Genomic DNA, 20760 nt, shown 5'->3' with positions numbered 1-20760 from the left:
AGTACGGCTCCTCGACCGCATAATGACCTCCCCCTCCCCCCCCCCCCTCTCCCCCTCCCCTCTCCCCCCCCCCCCCCCCCCCCCCCCCCCCCCCCCCGGCCCTGCCTCCTACGACGGACCGTTCGCCGCCGACGTGCGCCGCACGGTTCTCCAAGGCTGCTCGGCAATCGGAGGGCGAAGGGACGCCCTCCTTCTTCGCCGAGCGGTTCGGCGGCCGACAGTCCGCGCGCGTCGGCCAGTTCGTGAACCCGCCGGCGATCACCGACCCGAGCTACGGCGAGCACGCCCGTCACCCCCGAACCTGCGGGTGAGCCGTCGACGCACGCTTCGGCGCCCGCGTCATGATCGCCGCGCCCGGCCGGGGCGTGGATCTGAACGGCCCGGCGGCCCAGCCCTACGCACCGCTCTCCACGACCGCCTTTGAGGGAATGACCCCGAGGTCCTCGTCGTCGTGGGCACGAAGGTCTGGCACCCACCCAATCTTCTCCGACCGGCAGGACTGGGGAAGCGACGCCTACACGGCGTCTCCCGCACCGAACACCAGGTTGGACAACTTCGACGACGCGGAGCACGGGCTGGGCGGCATCCCGGCCTTCGACGCTGCCGAGGCCACCGACGAGAACCCCGACCGCGTCACCGCCGCACGAGCCCTCGTCCGGGCGCACCTGCGCGCCCGAGTTGTACCCGCAGGAACCGGACTGGTACCGGGCCACCGCGGTCCGCGCATCAGCTCCCACTGCTCCCGGTCCCGCTTCGTGAAGCTGTCGGGCGTGACGTCGTGCCCTGGCGCCTCCAGTTCCAGGAAGCCGGTGATGCGCCCCGATGTCTCCACCGCGTAGTCCGGACGCACCCGGGCCTCGGGCAAGGGATACTCAGGATGAAGGCGAGGACTCAGCTTCCAGCGCGCCCCGAATGTTTCCACCAGCTTCGCCACCGGCAGGCTGATGGGCGCCTCCGTGTCGCTGACCCGCAGACGCTCCCTGCACTCGGATCCAAAGTCCGCCACGAGAGCCCGTATCCATTCCTCCGGCACCTTGTCCCACCTCCAAGCTGTGGACGTGGACGGTGGATACCGCAGACACAGCTTGTTGGAGGCGAGAGGACCGGCTCAGTGCGCACGGGGAGCGCGCGAGGGGCACGGACACCGCGTTCCGTGACCGCTGGGAAAGCAGGGGCGGGTGTTGGTTGGGAAGAGACCGCCGTAGCCAATGTGGACCTTGCCTGCCGCCCAAACGGGAAGGCGCGTGGGACGCCATTCTCGCGCCGAGCGGACCCGCTGCCCCGTCTCGCAAAAGCATACGAATCCACCCGCTGAACGAACGGGTCAGTCCCCCAGCGAACTGCCAGGAGCCAGCACCGCTCCCAGAACCTCATTCCGTCCCGTACCCACGACGTCGAACGTCAGGAAACGGGGAACCAGGCCGACAGGCGCTTGGCAATAGCCGGTACATCGATGTTGTCCTGCGCGACTTCCTCGACGAACGGGCCAGCCACGGAGACGGGTGGCGGGGCGGTACTGGCGCTGACGCCGTTGAACCGCAGGAAGACACGCATGGCAAGCCAGGCGGTGCGCTTGTTGCCGTCGATCAGCGCGTGATTGCGAGCGACGGAGTGCAGCAGTGCCGCCGCCTTCTCGTGCAGCGTGGGATACAGCTCGGCCCCGAACACGTTCGTTCGGGGCCGTTCGATCGCTGACACCAAGAGTCCCATGTCACGCACGCTGTGCTCGGTATCGTTGACCGTGCGAGCGATGGCCAGGATCTCGTCGATATGGATGTAGCGCACTTGGGTCACTTCAGGTAGTCCAGGATCTCCGCATCGCTGTCCATCAGCTCGGCCAGGACGTCATCGACCTTCAGCTCGGCCCGGTGCTGGGCGTCACGGATGGCCTCGATGGCAAGTTCCTGCTTGCTGCGACCCACCCGACGAGCCCGCTCGGTGAGCTTCGCGTCAAGGTCTTCGGGGAGTCGGAGTGTCATCGCCATACAGGAATGATACCGGACTGGTATCTGGATGGCGAGGTGATACCAGCCTCCGACCACGACGCCGTCCTTCGTGGCCCGGTCGGGCCGCGGTCTCGGTTCCGAGGTGCGTGCGACGAGGCAGCAGCACGCGCCGCCGCTGGCGAGGTGCAGTCGGCCCCACGAACCGGAGTCCTTGCCCCGCGCCGACGGTCCGGTCTGCGGCCCAGGGCCGGAAAGGTCCGAGATTGAGGCTTCCGATATTCGAGCGTCATCCGAGCGTCAAAAATTCTGCATTGCGCATCGCCACGTCGCCGCGAGACCCACGCCGGCCCTTGAACCTGCAGCTCAAAGCGTTCTGCACAAGCGAACCTCAGTCGACGCATTCCGCGAGCGAAAACAGGTCGAGCTGACCACCTGAAATGCAAAACGGCAGGTCAGAGGCCCTTCGCGGCAGGCTCCAGGATCGCCACGCACTCCACGTGGTGCGTCATCGGGAACAGGTCGAACGCCCTCAGCGTCCGCGGCTTGTAGCCGTTCTCCGCAAAGTACGCCAAGTCCCTTGCCAGCGCCGCCGGGTCGCACGCCACGTACGCGATCCTCCGGGCGCCCAGGCCCGACAGGTGCTTGACCGTCTGCTTGCCCGCGCCCGCGCGGGGCGGGTCCAGGACGATCAGGTCGACGTCCGTGATGCCCGTGCGCGGGAGGATGGACTCGACCTTGCCCTGTTCGATGCGGACGCGGTCGAAGTGCTGGAGGTTGTGGCGGGCGTCCTCGACCGCGCGCTTGCCCGATTCGATGCCGAGGACCGCGCCCTGGTCGCCGACGCGGTCGGCGATCGCGCCGGCGAAGAGGCCGACGCCGCAGTAGAGGTCGAGGGCGGAGTCGCCCTTGCGGGGCAGCAGGCCCTGCATCACGGCGAGAACGAGGGTGCGGGCCGCCTGCGGGTGGACCTGCCAGAAGCCGCCGTTGCCCACCCGGTAGGTGCGGTCGTCCGCGCGCTCCCGGACGAAGGCGCGGCCGTGGACCCGGTGGACCCCGCCGTCCTTCTCCTCGACGCGCAGGACGGATACGGGCTTGTCGAGCTCCACGAGGGGCAGCCGGGCGCCGGGGCGCGGAGTGAGGATCACCTGGCGGTCGCCGGAGCCGGTGGCGGCGATGGCCTCCACCGAGGCCATGCCCTCCCAGAGCCGCTCCTCGATGCCGAGCTCGCTCACTCCGGGCGCCGCGATCATGCAGTGCTCGATGGGTTCGACGTCGTGCGAGCGGTGGCGCCGCAGGCCGACGTGGCCCGCGTCGTCGATGGCGTACTGCACCCGGGTCCGCCACTGCGGCACCTCGCCGGGCGGCAGCTTGTCGCCCTCGGCGGGCATGACGGTTCCGTCCCAGCCGGCCTCCTCGGGGGTGAGCCCGGCGAGGCGCTTGAGCTGCTCGGCGATGACCTCGCCCTTGAGGCGGCGCTGGGCGCCCGGCTTGGCGTGCTGCCAGTCGCAGCCGCCGCACTTGCCGGGTCCGGCGTACGGGCACGGGGCCTCGACGCGGTCCTTGGACGCGTCGAGGATCCGTACGGCGTCGGCGCGCAGGAAGCGCGAGGTCTCCTCGCCCTCGGTGACCCGGGCGACGACCTTCTCGCCGGGCAGCGCGTGCCGGACGAAAAGGACGCGGCCCTCCTCGGTACGGGCGATGCAGTGGCCGCCGTGCGCGACGGGCCCGACCTCGACCTCGTACTCCTCCCCGACCAGCGAAGACGTTTCGGCGTTCTGCATGGGGAGTGACTCCAGGGAAAGAGGGGGTGCGGCCGGGCGGCAGCCCACCAGTCTACGTGCCCGGCCGACCACTCAGCTCGTGCCGACGGCTCAGCTCCTGCCGGCGGTCTCCTTGCGCTTCTCGACCGGCCCGCGCCGCACCGCGCCGGGCGGGTTCCACTCCTGGCGCTTCTTGGCCCGCTTCTTGGCGGCTTCGGAGGACTGGAGCTGGTAGGGCACCGAGGTGACCATGACGCCCGGGGTGAACAGCAGCCGGCCCTTGAGGCGCAGGGCGCTCTGGTTGTGCAGCAGATGCTCGTACCAGTGGCCGACCACGTACTCCGGGATGTAGACGCTGACCGCGTCGCGCGGGCTCTCCCGGCGCAGGCTCTTCACGTAGTCGATGACGGGCCGGGTGATCTCGCGGTAGGGGGAGTCGAGGATCTTCAGCGGGACGTTGATCCCGCGCCGCTCCCACTCCGCCTTGAGCGCCTTGGTCTCGTCGGGATCGACGTTGACGCTCAGCGCTTCCAGCTCGTTGGAGTGCAGGAGCTTGGCGTAGGCGAGGGCGCGCAGCGTCGGCTTGTGGAGCTTGGAGACCAGCACGATGGACCGGACCCGCGAGGGGCGGACGTACTCGTCGGGGCGCTCCTCGGCCGCCGCGATCTCCTCGGCCACCCGGTCGTAGTGCTTACGGATCGCGGTCATCGTGCCGTAGAAGATCACCATGCCGAGGAGGGCGACCCACGCGCCGTGGGTGAACTTGGTCGCGAGGACGACGACCAGGACCAGGCCGGTGAAGAAGGCGCCGAAGGTGTTGATGGCGCGCGAGCGGATCATCCGCCGGCGGGCCGCCGGGTCCGTCTCGGTCTTCAGGTGGCGGTTCCAGTGCCGGACCATGCCGGTCTGGCTGAGGGTGAAGGAGACGAAGACACCGACGATGTACAGCTGGATCAGCCGGGTCGAGTCGGCCCCGTACAGCCAGACCAGCAGGATGGCCGCGCCGGCCAGCAGGACGATGCCGTTGGAGAACGCGAGGCGGTCGCCGCGGGTGTGCAGCTGGCGCGGCAGGTAGCGGTCCTGGGCGAGGATCGAGCCGAGGAGCGGGAAGCCGTTGTAGGCGGTGTTGGCCGCAAGGAAGAGGACGAGCGCGGTGGCCGCGGCGAGGATGACGAAGAAGAACGTCCCGTCGCCGAAGACGGCGGCCGCCACCTGGGAGATCACCGGGTTCTGGACATAGCCCTCGCCGACCGGGACCCCGCCGCGCAGCAGGTCGTGCTCGGGCGTCTCGGCCATCTTCACCTTGGTGGCCATGGCCAGGCCGATGATGCCGCAGAACATGGTGACGGCCAGCGCGCCCATGAGGGCGAGGGTCGTCGCGGCGTTCTTGGACTTCGGCTTGCGGAAGGCGGGGACGCCGTTGGAGATCGCCTCGACGCCGGTGAGGGCGGCGCAGCCGGAGGAGAAGGCGCGCAGCAGCAGGAAGACCAGCGCGAAGCCGGCCAGGCCCTGGTGCTCGGGCTTGATCTCGAAGTCGGCGGTGGGGGCCCTCATGGATTCGTCGAGGACGATCCCCCGGAAGGCGCCCCACGCGATCATGATGAAGACGCCGGCGACGAAGACATAGGTGGGGATGGCGAAGAGCTTGCCGGACTCCTTCACTCCGCGCAGGTTCATCAGCGTCAGCAGGACGATGATGGCGATGGCGGAGAGCACCTTGTGCTCGATGACGAAGGGGACGGCCGAGCCGAGGTTCTCCACTCCGGAAGAAATGGAGACGGCGACGGTGAGGACGTAGTCGACGAGCAGGGCGCTCGCGACGGTGAGTCCGGCCTTCGGTCCGAGGTTGGTGTTGGCGACCTCGTAGTCGCCGCCGCCGCTGGGATAGGCGTGCACGTTCTGCCGGTACGACGCCACGACGGTGAACATCAGGACCACGACGGCTGCCGCGATCCAGGGGCTGAAGTGGTACGCCGACACACCCGCGATGGAGAGGACCAGCAGCACCTCCCCGGGCGCGTACGCCACCGAGGAGAGGGGGTCCGAGGCGAAGACGGGGAGTGCGATGCGCTTCGGCAGGAGGGTTTCTCCCAGCCTGTCGCTGCGCAGGGCCCGTCCGATCAGAATCCGTTTGGGCAGGTCGGTCAGTTTGGACACGCAAGGGATCGTAAGCCGTGCGTGTGTACGGCGCCCAACCACCACCCCCGTCGTTACCGAATCTCCCGGTCATGGCCTCCGGGATGGACACGCGTTCCCCCCGTCGGCACTCGCAGGCATCCGTCGGGCGAGGCGGTCGTGTACCGCGGCTCGATGCCGTCGTGGGCCGGCCCCTCGCGGTCGAGCCGCGCCCCGGCGCCGGCGGCGTGCAGGGCGTCGACCGTCGTCTGCTCCGGTATTGCGGCGCGTCGGCGCCGCTCGGCGTAGGCACCATCGCGGCTCTCGAGAACCACACTGTCGATTCCGGCGTTGTGCAGGGGACGGGCGAGCAGCACGCCGGAGGAGCTCCCGCCGACGATCCCGACAGTGGGCCGCATCGGCTCTCCTGTGGCGGACGGACGCGTACGTTCTCGGCTGGGCGCAGGCGTTCGGGCCTGGCATACGAGCACGGCCCACGGCTGCCGCGGGTGAGGCGAGGGCGCCGCGCAGCCCCGACGCCGCGGAAGCGGGGCGAGGTGTTCGTACAGTGAAGTTCCTTTCACTATGCTGGAAGGGTGAGTGCGCGGGCCGCCGCTCGCCCCTGTCAACGCGTCCCCGCCACGCCGAGCACGGAGAGCCCATGCCCCAGACCGAGCCCCCGGCCGAGGCCGTCACCCCGCTCATGCGCGGGATCGGAGTGCTGCTCCGGCTCACCGAGGCCGACGGCACGGCGAGCCTCAGCGAGCTCGAAAGGGCCACCGGCCTCGCCCGCTCCACCGTCGACCGGGTCACCTCGACGCTCGCCCGCATGGGTTATCTCCGCCTCGACGGCCGGGGTGCCTCGCTCTCCCCCCGTCTGATGGAACTCGGCAACGCCTATCTGTCCTCCATCCGGCTGCCGGGCCTGCTCGGCGGGCTCGCGGACGCCCTCGCCGACGAACTCGACGAGTCGGTGTCCCTCGCCGTGAGCGACGGCGACGGCATCCGCTTCGTCCACCAGGCCACCCGGCGCCGCGCGATGTCGCTCAGCTTCCGCATCGGCGACCTGCTGCCCGCCGAGCGCACCGCGCCGGGCGCCCTCTTCGCCGCCGGCTGGACGCCGGAGCAGTGGGCGCGGTGGGAGGAGCGGCTGGCCGCCGACCCGGACGACAGCGGCTTTCCCGCCGTAGCGCCCCGGGAGAAGCCCCGGGACCCCAGGTCCCGTACGGAGTTCCGGCACCGGACCGCGCACGCGTCGCGGCACGGCTGGGCGGTCGACGACCAGCTCATCGAACCCGGGCTGATCGCGCTGGCCGTTCCCGTGCGGGACCCGGCGGGGGGCGTCGCGTGCGTGGCCAGCGTGGTCAGCCACACCAGCCGGCACAGCGCCACGTCCCTGCGCACCGCGATGCTGCCCCGGCTGCGTGCGACCGTACGGGCCATGGAACGGGAACTGCGCCGCGCCGCCATCACGCGCCCGGCTGCCTCGTCCGCGCGCCACCGCGACGGTTCCGCACCGGTCCCGGCCGGCGTTCCGGCACCGCAGTCCGCCGCCCGGACGGCCCCCCTCGCCGCCTGGACGGCCGCCTCCAAACAGGAACTGGGCCGGGACTTCATCGAATCGCTCGCCCGCGGACTGACCGTGCTGACCGCCTTCGACGAGGGCCGCGACGAGCTGACGCTCACCGCCGTCGCCGAGGCCACCGGTCTGGCCAGAGCCACCGCCCGGCGCGCCCTGATCACCCTGGACTACCTGGGGTACGTCAGCTCGTACGAACGGTCCTTCCGCCTCACCCCCCGCGTCCTGGCCCTCGGCTTCGCCCCGCTGTCCCGGACCACGCTCCCCCAGATTGCCGCGCCGCATCTGGCCGCGCTCACCCTGCGCGTGCACGACTCGTCGTCCCTGGCGGTCCTCGCGGGCGACGACATCCAGTACACGGCGCGTGTCGCCACCGGTCGCATCATGAGCGCGGACATCGCGGTCGGCACCCGCTTCCCGGCGTACGCCACCTCCATGGGCCGGGCGATCCTCGCGAACCTCCCGCCCGACGAGCGTGACGCGCTGCTCGGGCGTGCCGAACGGCTGCCGCTGACCCCGTACACCCTCACCGGGCTGCCGGAGCTCACCGCCGCCCTGGACCGGGTGCGGCGGGAGGGGTACGCGCTGGTCGACGCGGAGCTCGAGGAGGGCCTCCGCTCGATCGCCGTACCCGTCAGGGACCGGGCCGGGCAGGTCGTGGCGGCGGTCAACGTGGCCATGCACAGCAGCCGCCGCACCCTGCGGGAGTGTGTGGACGTGGTGCTACCGGAGCTGCGGGCGACGGCCGAGCGGATCGAGGCGGATCTGCACATCGCGGGGCGCTTCACCCGTGTGAACCTGTGAGCGGACACCGGGCGTCCTTACGGATGAGGGCATCGGAGCCGTCCCGGCTTAAGCTCGTGTTCGGGCGCCTTCGCGCACTGTTGGCTCAAAAGAGCCGAGCAGGGCGGCCCAGCAGGCCGGGCCAGGCTGAGAGAGAAGAGTGAGCAGGGTGTTTTCGCAGGTCAGCGGGATGACCAGGACTGCGGGGTAGGTGCAGGTGCACATCGTCATCATGGGCTGCGGGCGCGTGGGAGCCGCTCTCGCGCAGACCTTGGAACAGCAAGGTCACACCGTCGCCGTCATCGACCAGGACCCCACGGCCTTCCGCCGTCTGGGCTCCGGCTTCGGCGGCCGGCGCGTGACCGGTGTCGGCTTCGACCAGGACACCCTCCGCGAGGCGGGGATCGAGGAGGCCGGCGCCTTCGCCGCCGTCAGCAGCGGCGACAACTCGAACATCATCGCCGCCCGGGTGGCGCGGGAGATGTTCGGCATCGAGAACGTCGCCGCCCGTATCTACGACCCCCGGCGCGCCGAGGTCTACCAGCGCCTCGGCATCCCCACCGTCGCCACGGTCCGCTGGACCGCCGACCAGATGCTGCGCAGGCTGCTGCCCTCCGGCTCCGAGCCGCTGTGGCGTGATCCGAGCGGCGGGGTGCAGCTCGCCGAGGTCCACACCTCCGGCGCCTGGATCGGCCACAAGGTGAGCAGGATGCAGGACGAGACCGGCGTGCGCGTCGCCTTCCTCACCCGGCTGGGCGAGGCGGTTCTGCCGACGTCGCAGACGGTGCTTCAGGAGGGCGACCTCGTCCACGTGATGATGCGTACGGACGACGTCGAGAAGGTCGAGGCGGCCTTCGCCGAGGGCCCTGAGGAGGGCGGTCACTGATGCGGGTCGCTATTGCGGGCGCAGGCGCGGTGGGCCGTTCCATCGCGGGCGAGCTGCTGGAGAACGGGCACGAGGTGCTCCTCGTCGACAAGGCACCCACCGCCATCTCGGTGGAGCGGGTGCCGCAGGCGGAGTGGCTGCTCGCCGACGCCTGTGAGATCACGTCGCTGGACGAGGCGGCGCTGCAGCGCTGCAACGTGGTCATCGCGGCCACCGGTGACGACAAGGTCAACCTGGTCGTCTCGCTGCTCGCCAAGACCGAGTACGGAGTGCCCCGGGTCGTCGCGCGGGTCAACAACCCCAAGAACGAATGGCTGTTCAACGAGTCCTGGGGCGTCGATGTCGCCGTCTCCACGCCTCGTCTGATGTCGGCCCTGGTCGAGGAGGCGGTGAGCGTCGGCGACCTCGTCCGGCTGCTGCGCTTCAGCCACGGCGACGCCAACCTGGTCGAACTGACCCTGCCGCCGGAGTCGGCGATCGCGGGCACGGCCGTCGGCGACGTCGAATGGCCGCAGGACACCTCACTGGTGACGATCATCCGCGGCTCGCGGGTGCTCACGCCGAGCGCCGAGGAAACGCTGGAGGCGGGCGACGAGCTGCTGTTCGTGGCGGCGCAGGCACGCGAGGAGCAGCTGGAGGCCCTGCTGTCGGTGACGCGCGAGGACGCGCCGAGCTGACGCGGTGCCACTGGAGAGGGCCCCGGAACCGTCGCGGTTCCGGGGCTCTCTTGTCGGCCCGGGCCACCGCTCGCCCTGGGTCACCGTTCGCCATGGTCACCGCTCGCCATGGTCACCGTTCGGCGAGTACACGTCGCGCGACCGCGAAGGCCGTTTGCCGCCGGTACGCCGCAGTAGACAGCCGCTGGATGGAGTACGTCGGCGCAGCCCGCGGCGAGGGCGGCCTCGGCGTGGGGCACGCCCGCGCGGACGAGGGCCAGCGCGGCGCCGGTCCCGTCCCGGCGTACCAGCGCGGCCCGTTCCAGCGGGCCGGCCGGGTCCCCGAAGCGTGCCGAGGAGCAGACGACGGCGAGCCGTTCCACGCGCTCGGGGGTGGTGGACGGCGAGGTGCAGGCCCACGGCCCCGCCGAGCGAGACTCCCGCGTACGAAAACCGCCCGATGCCGCGGGAGTCGGCAAGCGCGAGGACCAGATCCGCCAGATCGCCGACGCTCGCGCCGCCATCTCCTCACGGCTCCAGCTCATCGGGGCGTCCTCTTCTCGATCTGCTTGTCGGCGGCTGCCTGTGCCAGGCGTGCCACCGCGTTCGTGGCTCCGGTTGAGCCCAATCAGGTAAGCGTGGGCCGGTCGACCCGGTGTGGCTGTGACTGCCTGGCCGGCCTCCGGTTTACGTTCGCGGGAGCCAAAGGGAGGCTGTGATGACCGATCATCCGAACATCGCCGTGTTTCAACGGACCATGGCCGCCTTCATGGCCGGCGACATGGACGCGCTGGCGGAGGTATTCCACCCCGATGTGGTGTGGCACAACCCGGGCCAGGGCCCGCTGGCGGGTGACTTCCGTGGTCGAGAGGCCACCTTCGCCCTGTTCCAACGGGAATTCGAGATGTCGGGGGGCACGTACCGTCCGCAGCTCCACGACGTGCTCGCCAACGACCAGCACACGGTCGCCCTGCTCCACGTCACGGCCTCTCGAGAGGGCAAGGAACTCGACCTGGACTACGCGCTCGTCCTCCACATCCGAGACGGCAGGATCACCGAGTGCTGGGACCTGTGGTCCGATCAAGCGGCCTATGACGCGTTCTGGTCGTAACGGCGGCAAGTCGTCGTTCAAAGTGCGCGCAGGCCGCGCAGCAGCACGGCGAGCCCGCCGAGGAACTCCTGGTCGGCGCTGACGTTCCCCGCGTGCCGCGCCGTCTCGGCCATGTACGGGAACTCGCCCGGCGGCAGGGCGGCGACGGCAACCGTGCCCTCGCCGACAGGGGCCCGAGGTGTTCCAGCTGGATCGCCCCGATGACGTAACTGAGCAGGCCGCGCAGCGCGTGACCCGCCGTTCCCCTTCGAAGCCCGCCTCGGTGAGGATGGTGAGCACCCTCTCCGACCAGCGCGGCACGCCGCGGGGGGTGATGCCGGTGCGTGAGCGTCAGCGGGACGACCGGCGGATGGGCGCCCATGGTGTCGCGCAGGCGCCGCACCATGACGGCGAGCACGCGTCCGACCAGTGGACGGTGGACGAGCTGCTGGAGCTGGCCGCCGGCGCCGGCCCCCGAGCCCCGGTGACCGAGCGTCCGTCACAGTTGCCGCCCTGACAGGGCGGGCCTGGGCCAGGTCCCGGAAAGCGGCGGGCCCGGAACCGATTCGGTTCCGGGCCCCACACGTGTCATGGCGGCGGCTACGCCTGGCGCTCCCTCGCGGCGGCCTTGCGCTCCTTCTCGGCGCGCTCCTCCGCCTCCATCTCCGCGAAGACGTCGATCGGCGGTGGCGCCTTGGCCAGGAACATCCACGTCAGATAGACCGCGAGCAGGAACGGCGGGATCTTCAGGGCGATCAGGACCCAGCCGAACTGGGTGGTGTCGGCCCACCAGTAGAGCGGGAAGAGGACCGCGCACTTGGCGAGCAGGATCAGACCCCACGCCCAGCTGGCCTTCGCGTACGCCTTCTTGCGACCTGGATTGCGGGTCCGCCAGGAGAGGTTCTCCTTGAAGACCGGACCGAGAATCAGCCCGATCAGGGGAACGCCGGCGATCGTGGTGACGATGTAGGCGACGGCGAGACCCAGCGTGTAGAGCATGCCGGGGAGGTAGAAGTCCTTGGCGTTGCCGGTCATCATCGCGAAGACCACGCCGAAGGCGACGCCGAAGACCCCGCTGAAGGCGTGCTTCACGGTGTCACGGCGGATCAGCCGAACAACGACGAGCAGCAGGGACACCCCGAGGGCCGCGATGGCCGAGATGTGCAGGTCCTTGTTGAGCGTGAAGATCGTGACGAAGAGCAGCCCGGGCAGGACGGTCTCCACCATGCCGCGCACGCCGCCGAAGGCCTCGAAGAGGGCGGCCTCGGTCACGGCCTTCGCCGCTCGGTCGGCCTGCCGCGCCTCGTGGTCTGCGGCGTCCTGATCGGCGGCGCTGTGGCCCGCGCTGTCCTGGTCGGCGGTCGGCTTGTCGAATGACGTCACCGGCTACTCCTGTCCGAGCGGTCGGAGCTCGTATTTGGGATTGAAGAGAACCCGGCGGCCGTGGCTCATGGAGATCCGGCCGGAAGCGATGAGCTTACGGCCCGGCTCGATACCCACGATGGACCGACGGCCCAGCCACACCACGTCGAGCGGGGCCGTGCCGTCGAAGAGTTCCGCCTCCAGCGCCGGCACACCGGCGCGAGGACGCAGGGTGACCGTGCGCAAGGTACCAGTCACCTTGACTATCTGGCGGTCGTTGCAGTCGGAGATTCGGGTGCACCCCGACGCCTGGGTGTCCTCCTGGAGTTCTTCCGACTCCAGATCCTCCTGCGAGGTGGACAGGCGGTCGAGCATCCGGCGGAAACGCCCGGCCGGCTTCTCTGTACGCGGTGCAGCACTCATACAGAAAGCGTACCGGTCACCATCGGCGCGCAACGGCGTCCGGGGGCGTCCGCCGACGGCCTCAGGATCGCTCGAAGCGGTAACCCATGCCCGGCTCGGTGACGAAGTGCCGCGGGTGCGAGGGGTCGGCCTCCAGCTTGCGGCGCAGCTGTGCCATGTAGACGCGGAGATAGTTGGTCTCCGTGCCGTAGGACGGCCCCCAGACCTCCTGGAGCAGCTGCTTCTGGCTGACGAGCCGGCCGCTGTTGCGGACGAGGACCTCCAGCAGATGCCACTCGGTGGGGGTGAGGCGCACGTCGCGGCCGTCCCGGTGGACCTTCTTCGCGGCGAGATCGACGGTGAAGCCCGCCGTCTCGACGACGGTGTCGTCGCCGCCGACAGGCTCGGCCCGGCGCACCGCGGCGCGCAGCCGGGCGAGCAGCTCGTCCATGCCGAACGGCTTGGTGACGTAGTCGTCGGCGCCCGCGTCGAGGGCCTCGACCTTCTCGTCGGAGGTGTGGCGGGCCGAGAGCACGAGGATGGGAACGCGGGTCCAGCCCCGCAGGCCCTTGATCACCTCGACGCCGTCCATGTCGGGCAGCCCGAGGTCGAGGACGACGACGTCGGGGTGCCGTTCGGCGGCGAGCCGGAGTGCGGTGTCGCCGTCGGGCGCCGCGTCCACCTCGTAGGCGCGCGCCTTCAGATTGATCACGAGTGCGCGCACTATCTGCGGCTCGTCGTCGACCACGAGGACCCGGGTCATGGGTGCGGACCTGCTTTCTCGCTGCGGCGCGTGGGCTGCGTCGGCGTGCGGCTTCATGAGGTTCATGAGGTGACCAGGGCGGAGGGCTCGCCCGGGGCTGCCCGGGGCCCGGCGGCAGAGGACCCGCCCGGGGCGGCCCGGGGTCCGGCCGCGGCGCGGAGGGTCAGGACCATGGTGAGCCCGCCGCCGGGGGTGTCCTCCGCGGTGATGGTGCCACCCATGGCCTCGACGAAGCCGCGGGCGACGGCGAGACCGAGACCCACCCCGGCGCCGCGCGGGGCGTCACCGAACCGCTGGAACGGCTCGAAGATGTGCTCCTTGCTGTCGTCGGGGACACCGGGCCCCCGGTCCACGACCCGCAGCTCGACCCGGTCCCCCAGCGCGCTGCCGGCGACCGCGACGGGAACGCCGCCGGGGCTGTACTTGACGGCGTTCTCGACGATGTTGGCGACCACGCGCTCCAGCAGGCCCTTGTCGACCTCGACCATGGGCAGCGACTCGGGGATGTCCAGCTCGGCGCTGCCGTCGGGAACACCGCCGAGCGCCATGGGGACGACCTCGTCGAGGTCGATGGCGCGGATGAGCGGGGTGACGGTGCCGGTCTGGAGCCGTGACATGTCGAGGAGGTTGCCGACGAGGTGGTCGAGGCGGTCCGCGCCGTCCTCGATGCCTTCGAGGAGCTCGGCACGGTCCTCCTCGGACCAGTCGACGTCGTCGGACCGCAGTGACGAGACGGCGGCCTTGATGCCCGCGAGGGGCGTACGGAGGTCGTGGCTGACGGCCGCGAGGAGGGAGGTGCGGATCTTGTTGCCCTCGGCGAGTTCGCGGGCCTCCTCGGCGGCGCCGACGAGCCGTTGCCGGTCCAGGACGACGGCGGCCTGCGCGGCGAAGGCGCCGAGGACCCGCCGGTCCTCGGCGGGCAGGACGCGGCCGGAGAGCGCGAGGGCCATGTGGTCGCCGACGGGCATGTCGACGTCGGCCTCCTCCGGGCGGGCGACGGGCCGGGGCCCGACGCTGCCGGCGCGGGTCCACGGCTCGATGTCGCCGCCGCGCTCCAGCAGGGCGACGGACTCCATGGAGAACGTCTCGCGGACCCGTTCCAGGAGGGCGTCCAGGGTCGTCTCCCCCCGCAGCACACTGCCGGCGAGGAACGAGAGGATCTCCGACTCGGCTCGCAGCCGGGCGGCCTGGTGGGTGCGGCGCGCGGCCAGGTCGACCACCGAGGCGACCGCCGTGGCGACGCCGAAGAAGACGGCGATGGCGACGATGTCGCGCGGGTCGGAGATGGTGAAGCGGTGCAGGGGCGGCGCGCAGTAGTAGTTCAGCAGGAGCGAGCCGAAGGCGGCGGAGGCCAGCGACGGCAGCAGTCCGCCGAGGAGCGCGGAGGCCACGGTCAGCGACAGGAACAGCAGCATGTCGTTGGCGAGGCCGGGGTCGGCGGCGACATGGGTGAGCAGGAGGGCAAGCAGGGCCGGGCCGGCCACTCCGACCAGCCATCCCCAGATGATCCGGGAGCGGCCGAGGCGGGCGCCGCCGGCGACGGGAAGCCCCCGTCCCTTGGCGACCTCCTCGTGGGTGACGATGTGCACGTCGAGGTCGGGGCCGGAGTCCCGGGCGACGGTCTGGCCGACGCCGGGTCCGAGGATGTACTGCCAGGTCTTGCGGCGCGAGGAGCCGAGGACGATCTGGGTGGCGTTGACGCCGCGCGCGAACTCCAGCAGGGCGGAGGGGATGTCGTCGCCTATGACGTGGTGGAAGGAGCCCCCGAGGTCCTCGACGAGGGTCCGCTGGACGGTGAGTTCCTTGGGGGACGCGGAGGTCAGTCCGTCGCTGCGGGAGATGTAGACGGCGAGGATCTCGCTGCCGGAGCCCTTGGCGGCCATCCGGGCGGCGCGGCGGATCAGGGTGCGGCCCTCGGGGCCTCCGGTGAGGCCGACCACGATGCGCTCGCGGGCCTGCCAGGTGGCGCGGATGTTGTGCTCGCCCCGGTACTGCTGGAGGTATTCGTCGACCCGGTCGGCGACCCACAGCAGCGCCAGTTCGCGCAGGGCGGTGAGGTTTCCGGGGCGGAAGTAGTTGGAGAGGGACGCGTCGATGCGGTCGGGTTGGTAGATGTTGCCGTGGGCCATGCGGCGCCGCAGCGCCTGCGGTGACATGTCGACGAGCTCGACCTGGTCGGCTCTGCGGACCACCTCGTCGGGGACGGTCTCGCGCTGGCCCACGCCGGTGATGGTCTCGACGACGTCACCCAGTGATTCCAGGTGCTGGATGTTGACGGTGGATATGACGTCGATCCCGGCGGCGAGCAGTTCCTCGACGTCCTGCCAGCGCTTGGCGTTGCGGGAGCCGGGGACGTTCGTGTGGGCGAGCTCGTCGACGAGGGCGACGGCCGGGCGCCGTTCCAGTACGGCGTCCACGTCCATCTCGGTGAGGACGCCACCGCGGTACGGGATCTCCCGGCGCCCGATCTCCTCGAGGCCGCACAGCAGGGCCTCGGTGCGCGGGCGGCCGTGGTGTTCGACGAAGGCCACGGCGCAGTCCGTGCCGCGCTCGACGCGGCGACGGGCCTCGGAGAGCATCGCGTACGTCTTCCCGACGCCCGGTGCCGCGCCGAGGTAGATCCGTAGCTTGCCGCGTCCCATGGCACACGACCTTACGTCCAGCGAAACGGACGATTCGCGGCCCGGGAGGGTCCCGGGGCGTCTTGACGGGATTCTGATGTGTCCCGGCGCGGGCGGCCGGAAAGCCCGCTAACTTTTTTCCGCGGATTCCCGTCGGGATGTCGAAAACGGTGGGCCGGCATCGACCTGTCCGTGAAACCAGGCCTCAGGGCCACGACCGGGACCACGGGACTCGAGGAGCACACCATGAAGTACATGCTGTTGATGCAGTTCAGCGAGGCGACGACGGACTTCGCGCCCATCACTTCCTGGACCCCGGAGGAGATCCGGGCGCACATCGCCTTCATGCGGGACACGAACGAGAAGCTCTCCGCGGACGGCGAGCTGGTGGACGCGCAGGGTCTGGCCATGCCCGGTACAGCGAAGATCGTCCGCGCCGCCGGCGACGGCTCGCCCGTGGTCACCGAGGGGCCGTTCGCCGAGACCAAGGAGTTCCTGGCCGGGTGGTGGATCGTCGACTGCGAGTCCTCCGAGCGGGCGGTGGAGCTGGCCGCGCGGATCTCCACGGCTCCCGGCCCCGGCGGTCGGCCCCTGAACATGCCGATCGAGGTGCGTGAAGTGATGTCGGCGCCGCCGGCCGAGCTGTGAGGCCGCGCTGAGCGGCGAGCCTTCCCTCGACGACCTGCTGCGCACCCTCGCGCCGCGGGTCGTCGGCGTGCTCACCCGGCGGTACGGCGACTTCGACACCGCCGAGGACGCTGTCCAGGAGGCTCTCCTCGCCGCGTCGGCACAGTGGCCCGTGGAGGGGGTGCCCGGCAATCCGCGCGGCTGGCTGATCCAGGTGGCGTCGCGCCGGATGGCCGAGCAGGTCCGGGGCGAGCGGGCGCGGCGGCGTCGGGAGGATCTGGTGGCGCGGCAGCTCCCGGCGGATCGGCGGGCGGCTCCGGCGGCGGACGAGGAGGGCCCTGCGGGGCGGGACGACACGCTCATACTGCTGTTCCTCTGCTGCCATCCGACGCTGTCGCCCGCGTCGGCGATCGCGCTGACGCTGCGCTCGGTGGGTGGTCTGACGACGGGCGAGATCGCGCGGGCGTTCATGGTGCCCGAGGCGACGATGGGACAGCGGATCTCACGGGCCAAACAGCGCGTCAAGGCGTCGGGAGCGACGTTCCGCATGCCGGAGCCCGACGAGCGGGCGGGGCGGCTCGCGTCGGTGCTGCACGTGCTCTATCTGGTCTTCAACGAGGGGTACGCGAGCAGCGCGGGACCCGAGGTGCGCCGGGTCGAGCTGTCGCAGGAGGCGATCCGGCTGGCTCGCGCGGCCCACCGGCTCCTCCCGGACGACAGCGAGGTGGCCGGGCTGCTGGCGCTGATGCTGCTGACCGAGGCGCGCGGACCCGCCCGTACGGGCCCGGACGGCGAGCTGATCCCCCTGGCCGAGCAGGACCGGGGCCGCTGGGACGCCGACGCGATCGCGGAGGGCGTCGCGCTGATCACCGAGGCGCTGCCCCGGGGGCCGGTCGGCCCGTATCAGGTGCAGGCGGCGATCGCGGCGGTCCACGACGAGGCCCCTACGGCGCGGGAGACGGACTGGCCGCAGATCCTCGCGCTGTACGGCGTACTGGAGGGGCTCACCGACAACCCGTTCATCACGCTCAACCGGGCGGTCGCCGTCGCCATGGTCGAGGGGCCGCAGGCCGGTCTCGCCGTCCTCGACGCGCTCGCGTCCGACGGCGCCCTCGCCGGGCACTACCGGCTCGACGTGGTGCGCGCTCATCTGCTCGCGATGACCGGCGACAGCGCGGCCGCCGCCGAGCACTACCGGGCGGCGGCGGCCCGTACGAACAGCCTCCCGGAGCGGCACCATCTGCTCCTGAGCGCGGCCCGGCTGTCGTAGGTCGTGTCCTCCGGATCGTGCCGGGCCGGGTACGGGAGCCCGCGGGGTCGTGCCTCGCTGTCCCGCCCGCCGGGCCTCACGCGTCGGGGCGGTGCTCGATGATCTCGCCGTCGCTGAGCTCCAGGACGCGGTCGGCGAGACGCAGCAGCTGAGCGTCGTGGGTGGCGACCAGGGCCGTGACCCCCTCGCTGCGGACCACCGCGCGCAGCAGCTCCATGACCGCGAGCCCGGTCTCGGCGTCGAGCTGGCCGGTCGGCTCGTCGGCGATGAGCAGGGCGGGCCTGTTGGCGAGGGCCCGGGCGATGGCCACGCGCTGCTGCTGGCCGCCGGAGAGCTCCCCGGGCCGCTGGGCGGCGTGGTCGGCGAGGCCGACGAGGGCCAGCAGGAGCGCGACCCGCTCCTCGCGCTCGCGCGGATCCGCCCTGCGCAGCCGCATCGGTACGCCGACGTTCTCGGCGGCGTCGAGGATCGGGATCAGGCCGAAGGACTGGAAGATGAAGCCGATCCGGTCGCGGCGCAGGGCGAGCAGCCCGTTCTCGCCGAGCCCGGCGAGGTCGGTGCCGTCGACGGTGATGGTGCCCCGGTCCGGTGAGTCGAGGCCGCCGACCAGATTGAGCAGCGTCGTCTTGCCCGAGCCGGAGCGGCCCTTGAGCGCCACGAGTTCGCCGCGCGGGATGGCGAAGGAGACGCCGCGCAGCGCGTGGACGGCCGCGGCGCCGTTGCCGTACGAGCGGTGGACGTTCTCGACCCGGACCATGGGGCCGGTGTCCGTGTGCTCGGCGACCGCCGTGCCCGGCCGCGCGCTGCTGCTCTCACTCATCCTGGAATCCCCCGTGATCGATCGATGCGGGCGTCAGTATGTGCAGGCGCCAGCTGCGCGGGCAATGGTCCGGTGCTTCCCCTCCACGGTCGCGCGGGGGCTCCGCACAACGCCGATGGGCCGCACTCCCGGGGAGGGGGTGCGGCCCATCGGACCGTACGGAATGACAGGGGCGGCGGCAGCGCGCCGCCCCACGCGAGGTCAGCGCACCTCGGTGATCTCCGGTCCGCGCTGGAGCTGGCCCATGCCGCCGGAGAAGCGGGAGCCTTCCTGGTCCTCCTGCTGAACGCCCTCGGGAACCATCTGCGCGTCGTTGGGCAGCTTCAGGACGATCGGGTCGCGCGGGGCCATCGGCCCTTCACCACGGACGACCACGGTGTCCCGGAAGATCTGCTCCAGCAGGCCGGCGGCCTCGGGCTGCACTGCGCCCTGGCCGGAGATGACGCCCCGCAGGAACCAGCGGGGGCCGTCCACGCCGACGAAACGCACGAGCTGCACGCCGCCGGTGCCGTCCGGCAGCTGCACGGGTACCTGGGCCCGCAGCTCCCAGCCCAGCGGACCCTCGACCTCGTCGATGATGCCGCCCTGCTGGGTGATGCCGGAGGCGATCTCCTCGCGGACCTCGCCCCAGATACCTTCCTTCTTCGGAGCGGCGAAGGCCTGGAGCTGTACGGCGCTGTCGCGCAGTACGACCGTCGCGGCGACGATCGCGTCACCCGCGACCTCCACCCGCAGCTCCATGCCCTCGACTCCGGGTACGAAGATGCCACCGAGGTCCACCCGGCCCTCGTCGGGCTTGGAGACCTCCGAGATGTCCCACGGACCGTCTGGCCGGGGCGCCGGCGGAAGGTTCACCCGGCGCGGCCGGTCCGCGGCGCTGTCCTCATCGGGCTCAACCGCGTCGACGACCTGCTCGGCCTCGCCCGCTGCGTCCCCAGCGGCACCGCTCTTCTTGCGACGTCCGAACACGTCACTGTCCTTCCCGGTCGGATACGACCGAAGCGTATCGATTCCCACCCGTAGTGCCGTCCACGGCGGCATGACCGCCGGTGGAACCGAAGCCCCCCTCGGCCCTCGCCGAGCCGGGAAGCTCCGCCACCTCGTGGAAGCGCACCTTCTCGACCTGCTGGACGACCAGTTGAGCAATCCGGTCGAACCGCTCGAACCGCACGCTCTCGCGCGGGTCCAGATTGACCACGATCACCTTGATCTCTCCACGGTACCCGGCATCCACCGTCCCCGGGGCATTCACGAGGGCCACTCCGCAACGAGCTGCGAGCCCCGAACGCGGGTGCACGAAGGCCGCGTACCCGTCGGGCAGTGCGATCGAGACACCGGTGGGCAGCACGGCCCGCTCGCCGGGGGCCAGCTCGGCGGCCTCGGTGGTCACCAGATCGAGTCCGGCGTCGCCCGGGTGTCCGTACGCGGGGAGCGGCACCTCCGGGTCCACGCGGCGGATCAGTACGTCGACAGGGGTACGCATCAGGGGTTCACCTCGAAGGCGCGGGCACGCCGGAGCTGGTCGGGATCGGCCATCGCCGCCTGGATCTCCTCCGGGCGGCCGTTGTCGATGAAGTGGTCGACCTTGACCTCGATGAAGAGGGCGTCGGCGCGGACCGCGACCGGGCCCTCGGGCCCGCCGATCCGTCCGGTCGCCGTGGAGTAGATCTTGCGGCCGGCCACCGCCGTGACCTCCGCCTGCAGGTGCAGCACCGTGCCCACGGGCACCGGGCGGGCGAAGTCGGTCTCCAGCCGGCCCGTCACCGCGATGACCCGCAGCAGCCAGTTCAGCGAGCCGAGGGTCTCGTCCAGTGCGGTGGCCAGGATGCCGCCGTGCGCCAGACCCGGCGCTCCCTGGTGGTCGCCGGTGACGGTGAACTCGGCGGTGACGGTCACGCCCTCCCCGGCCCGGGCCTCCAGGTGCAGCCCGTGGGGCTGTCCTCCGCCGCAGCCGAAGCAGTGCTCGTAGTGCGCGCCGAGGAGCTCACCGGGAGCGGGAGCGTCGGGGTGGCGTACCGGCGGTATGGCGTCGGCCGGTGGCTTGAGTGCACCAGATGTTCCTGTCACAGCCGCAGACCTT

At 71.2% G+C, this 20760-nt stretch carries 20 protein-coding genes and 2 pseudogenes; 8 read left to right on the top strand and 14 right to left on the bottom strand.

Going from position 1 to position 20760, the window contains the following annotated elements:
• Positions 1-341: 341 nt before the first annotated feature.
• A complete protein-coding gene (locus ACZ5VC_RS17595) occupies positions 342-839 on the top strand; it encodes a hypothetical protein (protein ID WP_469120928.1) in 498 nt (165 codons plus the stop codon).
• 562 nt (positions 840-1401) lie between these two features.
• Here ACZ5VC_RS17595 and ACZ5VC_RS17590 read toward each other — a convergent pair.
• The 5 genes and pseudogenes from ACZ5VC_RS17590 to ACZ5VC_RS17570 form a co-directional block, all read right to left on the bottom strand.
• The gene (locus ACZ5VC_RS17590) at positions 1402-1794 is read right to left on the bottom strand and encodes a type II toxin-antitoxin system death-on-curing family toxin (RefSeq protein ID WP_030566794.1); all 393 of its coding nucleotides are present in this window, start codon (positions 1792-1794) and stop codon (positions 1402-1404) included.
• Positions 1791-1985 carry a ribbon-helix-helix protein, CopG family gene (locus ACZ5VC_RS17585; protein ID WP_468704479.1) on the bottom strand — a complete coding sequence of 65 codons (195 nt, stop codon included), beginning with the start codon at positions 1983-1985 and terminating at the stop codon, positions 1791-1793. Before ACZ5VC_RS17585 ends, ACZ5VC_RS17590 begins: the two co-directional genes overlap by 4 nt.
• Positions 1986-2398: 413 nt before the next feature.
• Positions 2399-3727: a class I SAM-dependent RNA methyltransferase gene (locus ACZ5VC_RS17580; RefSeq protein WP_469120927.1), complete on the bottom strand. Its 1329-nt coding sequence runs from the start codon at positions 3725-3727 to the stop codon at positions 2399-2401.
• Positions 3728-3817: 90 nt separating this feature from the next.
• Positions 3818-5863 carry an APC family permease gene (locus ACZ5VC_RS17575; protein ID WP_469120926.1) on the bottom strand — a complete coding sequence of 682 codons (2046 nt, stop codon included), beginning with the start codon at positions 5861-5863 and terminating at the stop codon, positions 3818-3820.
• Between the two features lie 140 nt (positions 5864-6003).
• Positions 6004-6240 (bottom strand): annotated as a pseudogene (locus ACZ5VC_RS17570) (FAD-dependent monooxygenase); the annotation flags it as partial.
• Between the two features lie 242 nt (positions 6241-6482).
• On the opposite strand from ACZ5VC_RS17570, the gene ACZ5VC_RS17565 reads away from it, so the two are divergent.
• The 3 genes from ACZ5VC_RS17565 (at position 6483) to ACZ5VC_RS17555 (ending at position 9746) form a co-directional block, all read left to right on the top strand.
• Complete coding sequence (locus tag ACZ5VC_RS17565; RefSeq protein ID WP_469120925.1) at positions 6483-8204, top strand: IclR family transcriptional regulator domain-containing protein; 1722 nt, start codon at positions 6483-6485, stop codon at positions 8202-8204.
• Positions 8205-8400: 196 nt separating this feature from the next.
• Positions 8401-9069 carry a potassium channel family protein gene (locus ACZ5VC_RS17560; RefSeq protein WP_468704863.1) on the top strand — a complete coding sequence of 223 codons (669 nt, stop codon included), beginning with the start codon at positions 8401-8403 and terminating at the stop codon, positions 9067-9069.
• The gene (locus tag ACZ5VC_RS17555; protein WP_468704488.1) at positions 9069-9746 is read left to right on the top strand and encodes a potassium channel family protein; all 678 of its coding nucleotides are present in this window, start codon (positions 9069-9071) and stop codon (positions 9744-9746) included. Before ACZ5VC_RS17560 ends, ACZ5VC_RS17555 begins: the two co-directional genes overlap by 1 nt.
• A 272-nt stretch (positions 9747-10018) precedes the next feature.
• Here ACZ5VC_RS17555 and ACZ5VC_RS17550 read toward each other — a convergent pair.
• A pseudogene (locus ACZ5VC_RS17550) lies at positions 10019-10244 on the bottom strand (alpha/beta fold hydrolase); the annotation flags it as partial.
• 199 nt (positions 10245-10443) lie between these two features.
• Between ACZ5VC_RS17550 and ACZ5VC_RS17545 the strand changes: the two are divergent.
• Entirely contained in the window at positions 10444-10836 is a 393-nt protein-coding gene (locus ACZ5VC_RS17545; RefSeq protein ID WP_469120924.1) for a nuclear transport factor 2 family protein, read from the top strand.
• A 178-nt stretch (positions 10837-11014) separates the two neighbouring features.
• Entirely contained in the window at positions 11015-11332 is a 318-nt protein-coding gene (locus ACZ5VC_RS17540; protein WP_469120923.1) for a hypothetical protein, read from the top strand.
• Positions 11333-11415: 83 nt separating this feature from the next.
• Here ACZ5VC_RS17540 and ACZ5VC_RS17535 read toward each other — a convergent pair whose 3' ends face one another.
• From ACZ5VC_RS17535 to ACZ5VC_RS17520, 4 genes are all read right to left on the bottom strand, one after another.
• Positions 11416-12198 carry a DUF3159 domain-containing protein gene (locus ACZ5VC_RS17535; protein WP_469120922.1) on the bottom strand — a complete coding sequence of 261 codons (783 nt, stop codon included), beginning with the start codon at positions 12196-12198 and terminating at the stop codon, positions 11416-11418.
• A gap of 3 nt (positions 12199-12201) precedes the next feature.
• Complete coding sequence (locus ACZ5VC_RS17530) at positions 12202-12600, bottom strand: OB-fold nucleic acid binding domain-containing protein (protein ID WP_468704496.1); 399 nt, start codon at positions 12598-12600, stop codon at positions 12202-12204.
• A 61-nt stretch (positions 12601-12661) separates the two neighbouring features.
• Positions 12662-13342 carry a response regulator gene (locus ACZ5VC_RS17525; protein WP_469120921.1) on the bottom strand — a complete coding sequence of 227 codons (681 nt, stop codon included), beginning with the start codon at positions 13340-13342 and terminating at the stop codon, positions 12662-12664.
• A gap of 62 nt (positions 13343-13404) precedes the next feature.
• Positions 13405-15984, bottom strand: a complete 2580-nt coding sequence (locus ACZ5VC_RS17520; RefSeq protein WP_469120920.1) for an ATP-binding protein — start codon at positions 15982-15984, stop codon at positions 13405-13407.
• Between the two features lie 225 nt (positions 15985-16209).
• On the opposite strand from ACZ5VC_RS17520, the gene ACZ5VC_RS17515 reads away from it, so the two are divergent.
• Together ACZ5VC_RS17515 and ACZ5VC_RS17510 are read left to right on the top strand one after the other, a co-directional pair.
• Positions 16210-16611, top strand: a complete 402-nt coding sequence (locus tag ACZ5VC_RS17515; protein WP_469120919.1) for a YciI family protein — start codon at positions 16210-16212, stop codon at positions 16609-16611.
• A gap of 7 nt (positions 16612-16618) precedes the next feature.
• Positions 16619-17860: an RNA polymerase sigma factor gene (locus tag ACZ5VC_RS17510; protein ID WP_469121315.1), complete on the top strand. Its 1242-nt coding sequence runs from the start codon at positions 16619-16621 to the stop codon at positions 17858-17860.
• Positions 17861-17936: 76 nt separating this feature from the next.
• Here the strand turns inward: ACZ5VC_RS17510 and ACZ5VC_RS17505 are convergent, their stop codons facing one another.
• The 4 genes from ACZ5VC_RS17505 to ACZ5VC_RS17490 form a co-directional block, all read right to left on the bottom strand.
• Positions 17937-18680 carry an ABC transporter ATP-binding protein gene (locus tag ACZ5VC_RS17505; RefSeq protein WP_469120918.1) on the bottom strand — a complete coding sequence of 248 codons (744 nt, stop codon included), beginning with the start codon at positions 18678-18680 and terminating at the stop codon, positions 17937-17939.
• A 201-nt stretch (positions 18681-18881) separates the two neighbouring features.
• On the bottom strand, positions 18882-19649 hold the full coding sequence (locus ACZ5VC_RS17500; protein ID WP_469120917.1) for a DUF3710 domain-containing protein: 768 nt from the start codon (positions 19647-19649) through the stop codon (positions 18882-18884).
• A 1-nt stretch (position 19650) separates the two neighbouring features.
• Complete coding sequence (dut, locus tag ACZ5VC_RS17495; protein ID WP_468704504.1) at positions 19651-20163, bottom strand: dUTP diphosphatase; 513 nt, start codon at positions 20161-20163, stop codon at positions 19651-19653.
• A complete protein-coding gene (locus ACZ5VC_RS17490) occupies positions 20163-20747 on the bottom strand; it encodes a PaaI family thioesterase (protein WP_469120916.1) in 585 nt (194 codons plus the stop codon). Before ACZ5VC_RS17490 ends, dut begins: the two co-directional genes overlap by 1 nt.
• Between the last annotated feature and the right edge of the window lie 13 nt (positions 20748-20760).

Source organism: Streptomyces sp. NPDC033174 (genome assembly GCF_055577795.1).
The sequence above is the reverse complement of the archived record's forward strand: the minus strand, read 5'-3'. Positions and strand labels throughout refer to the sequence as shown.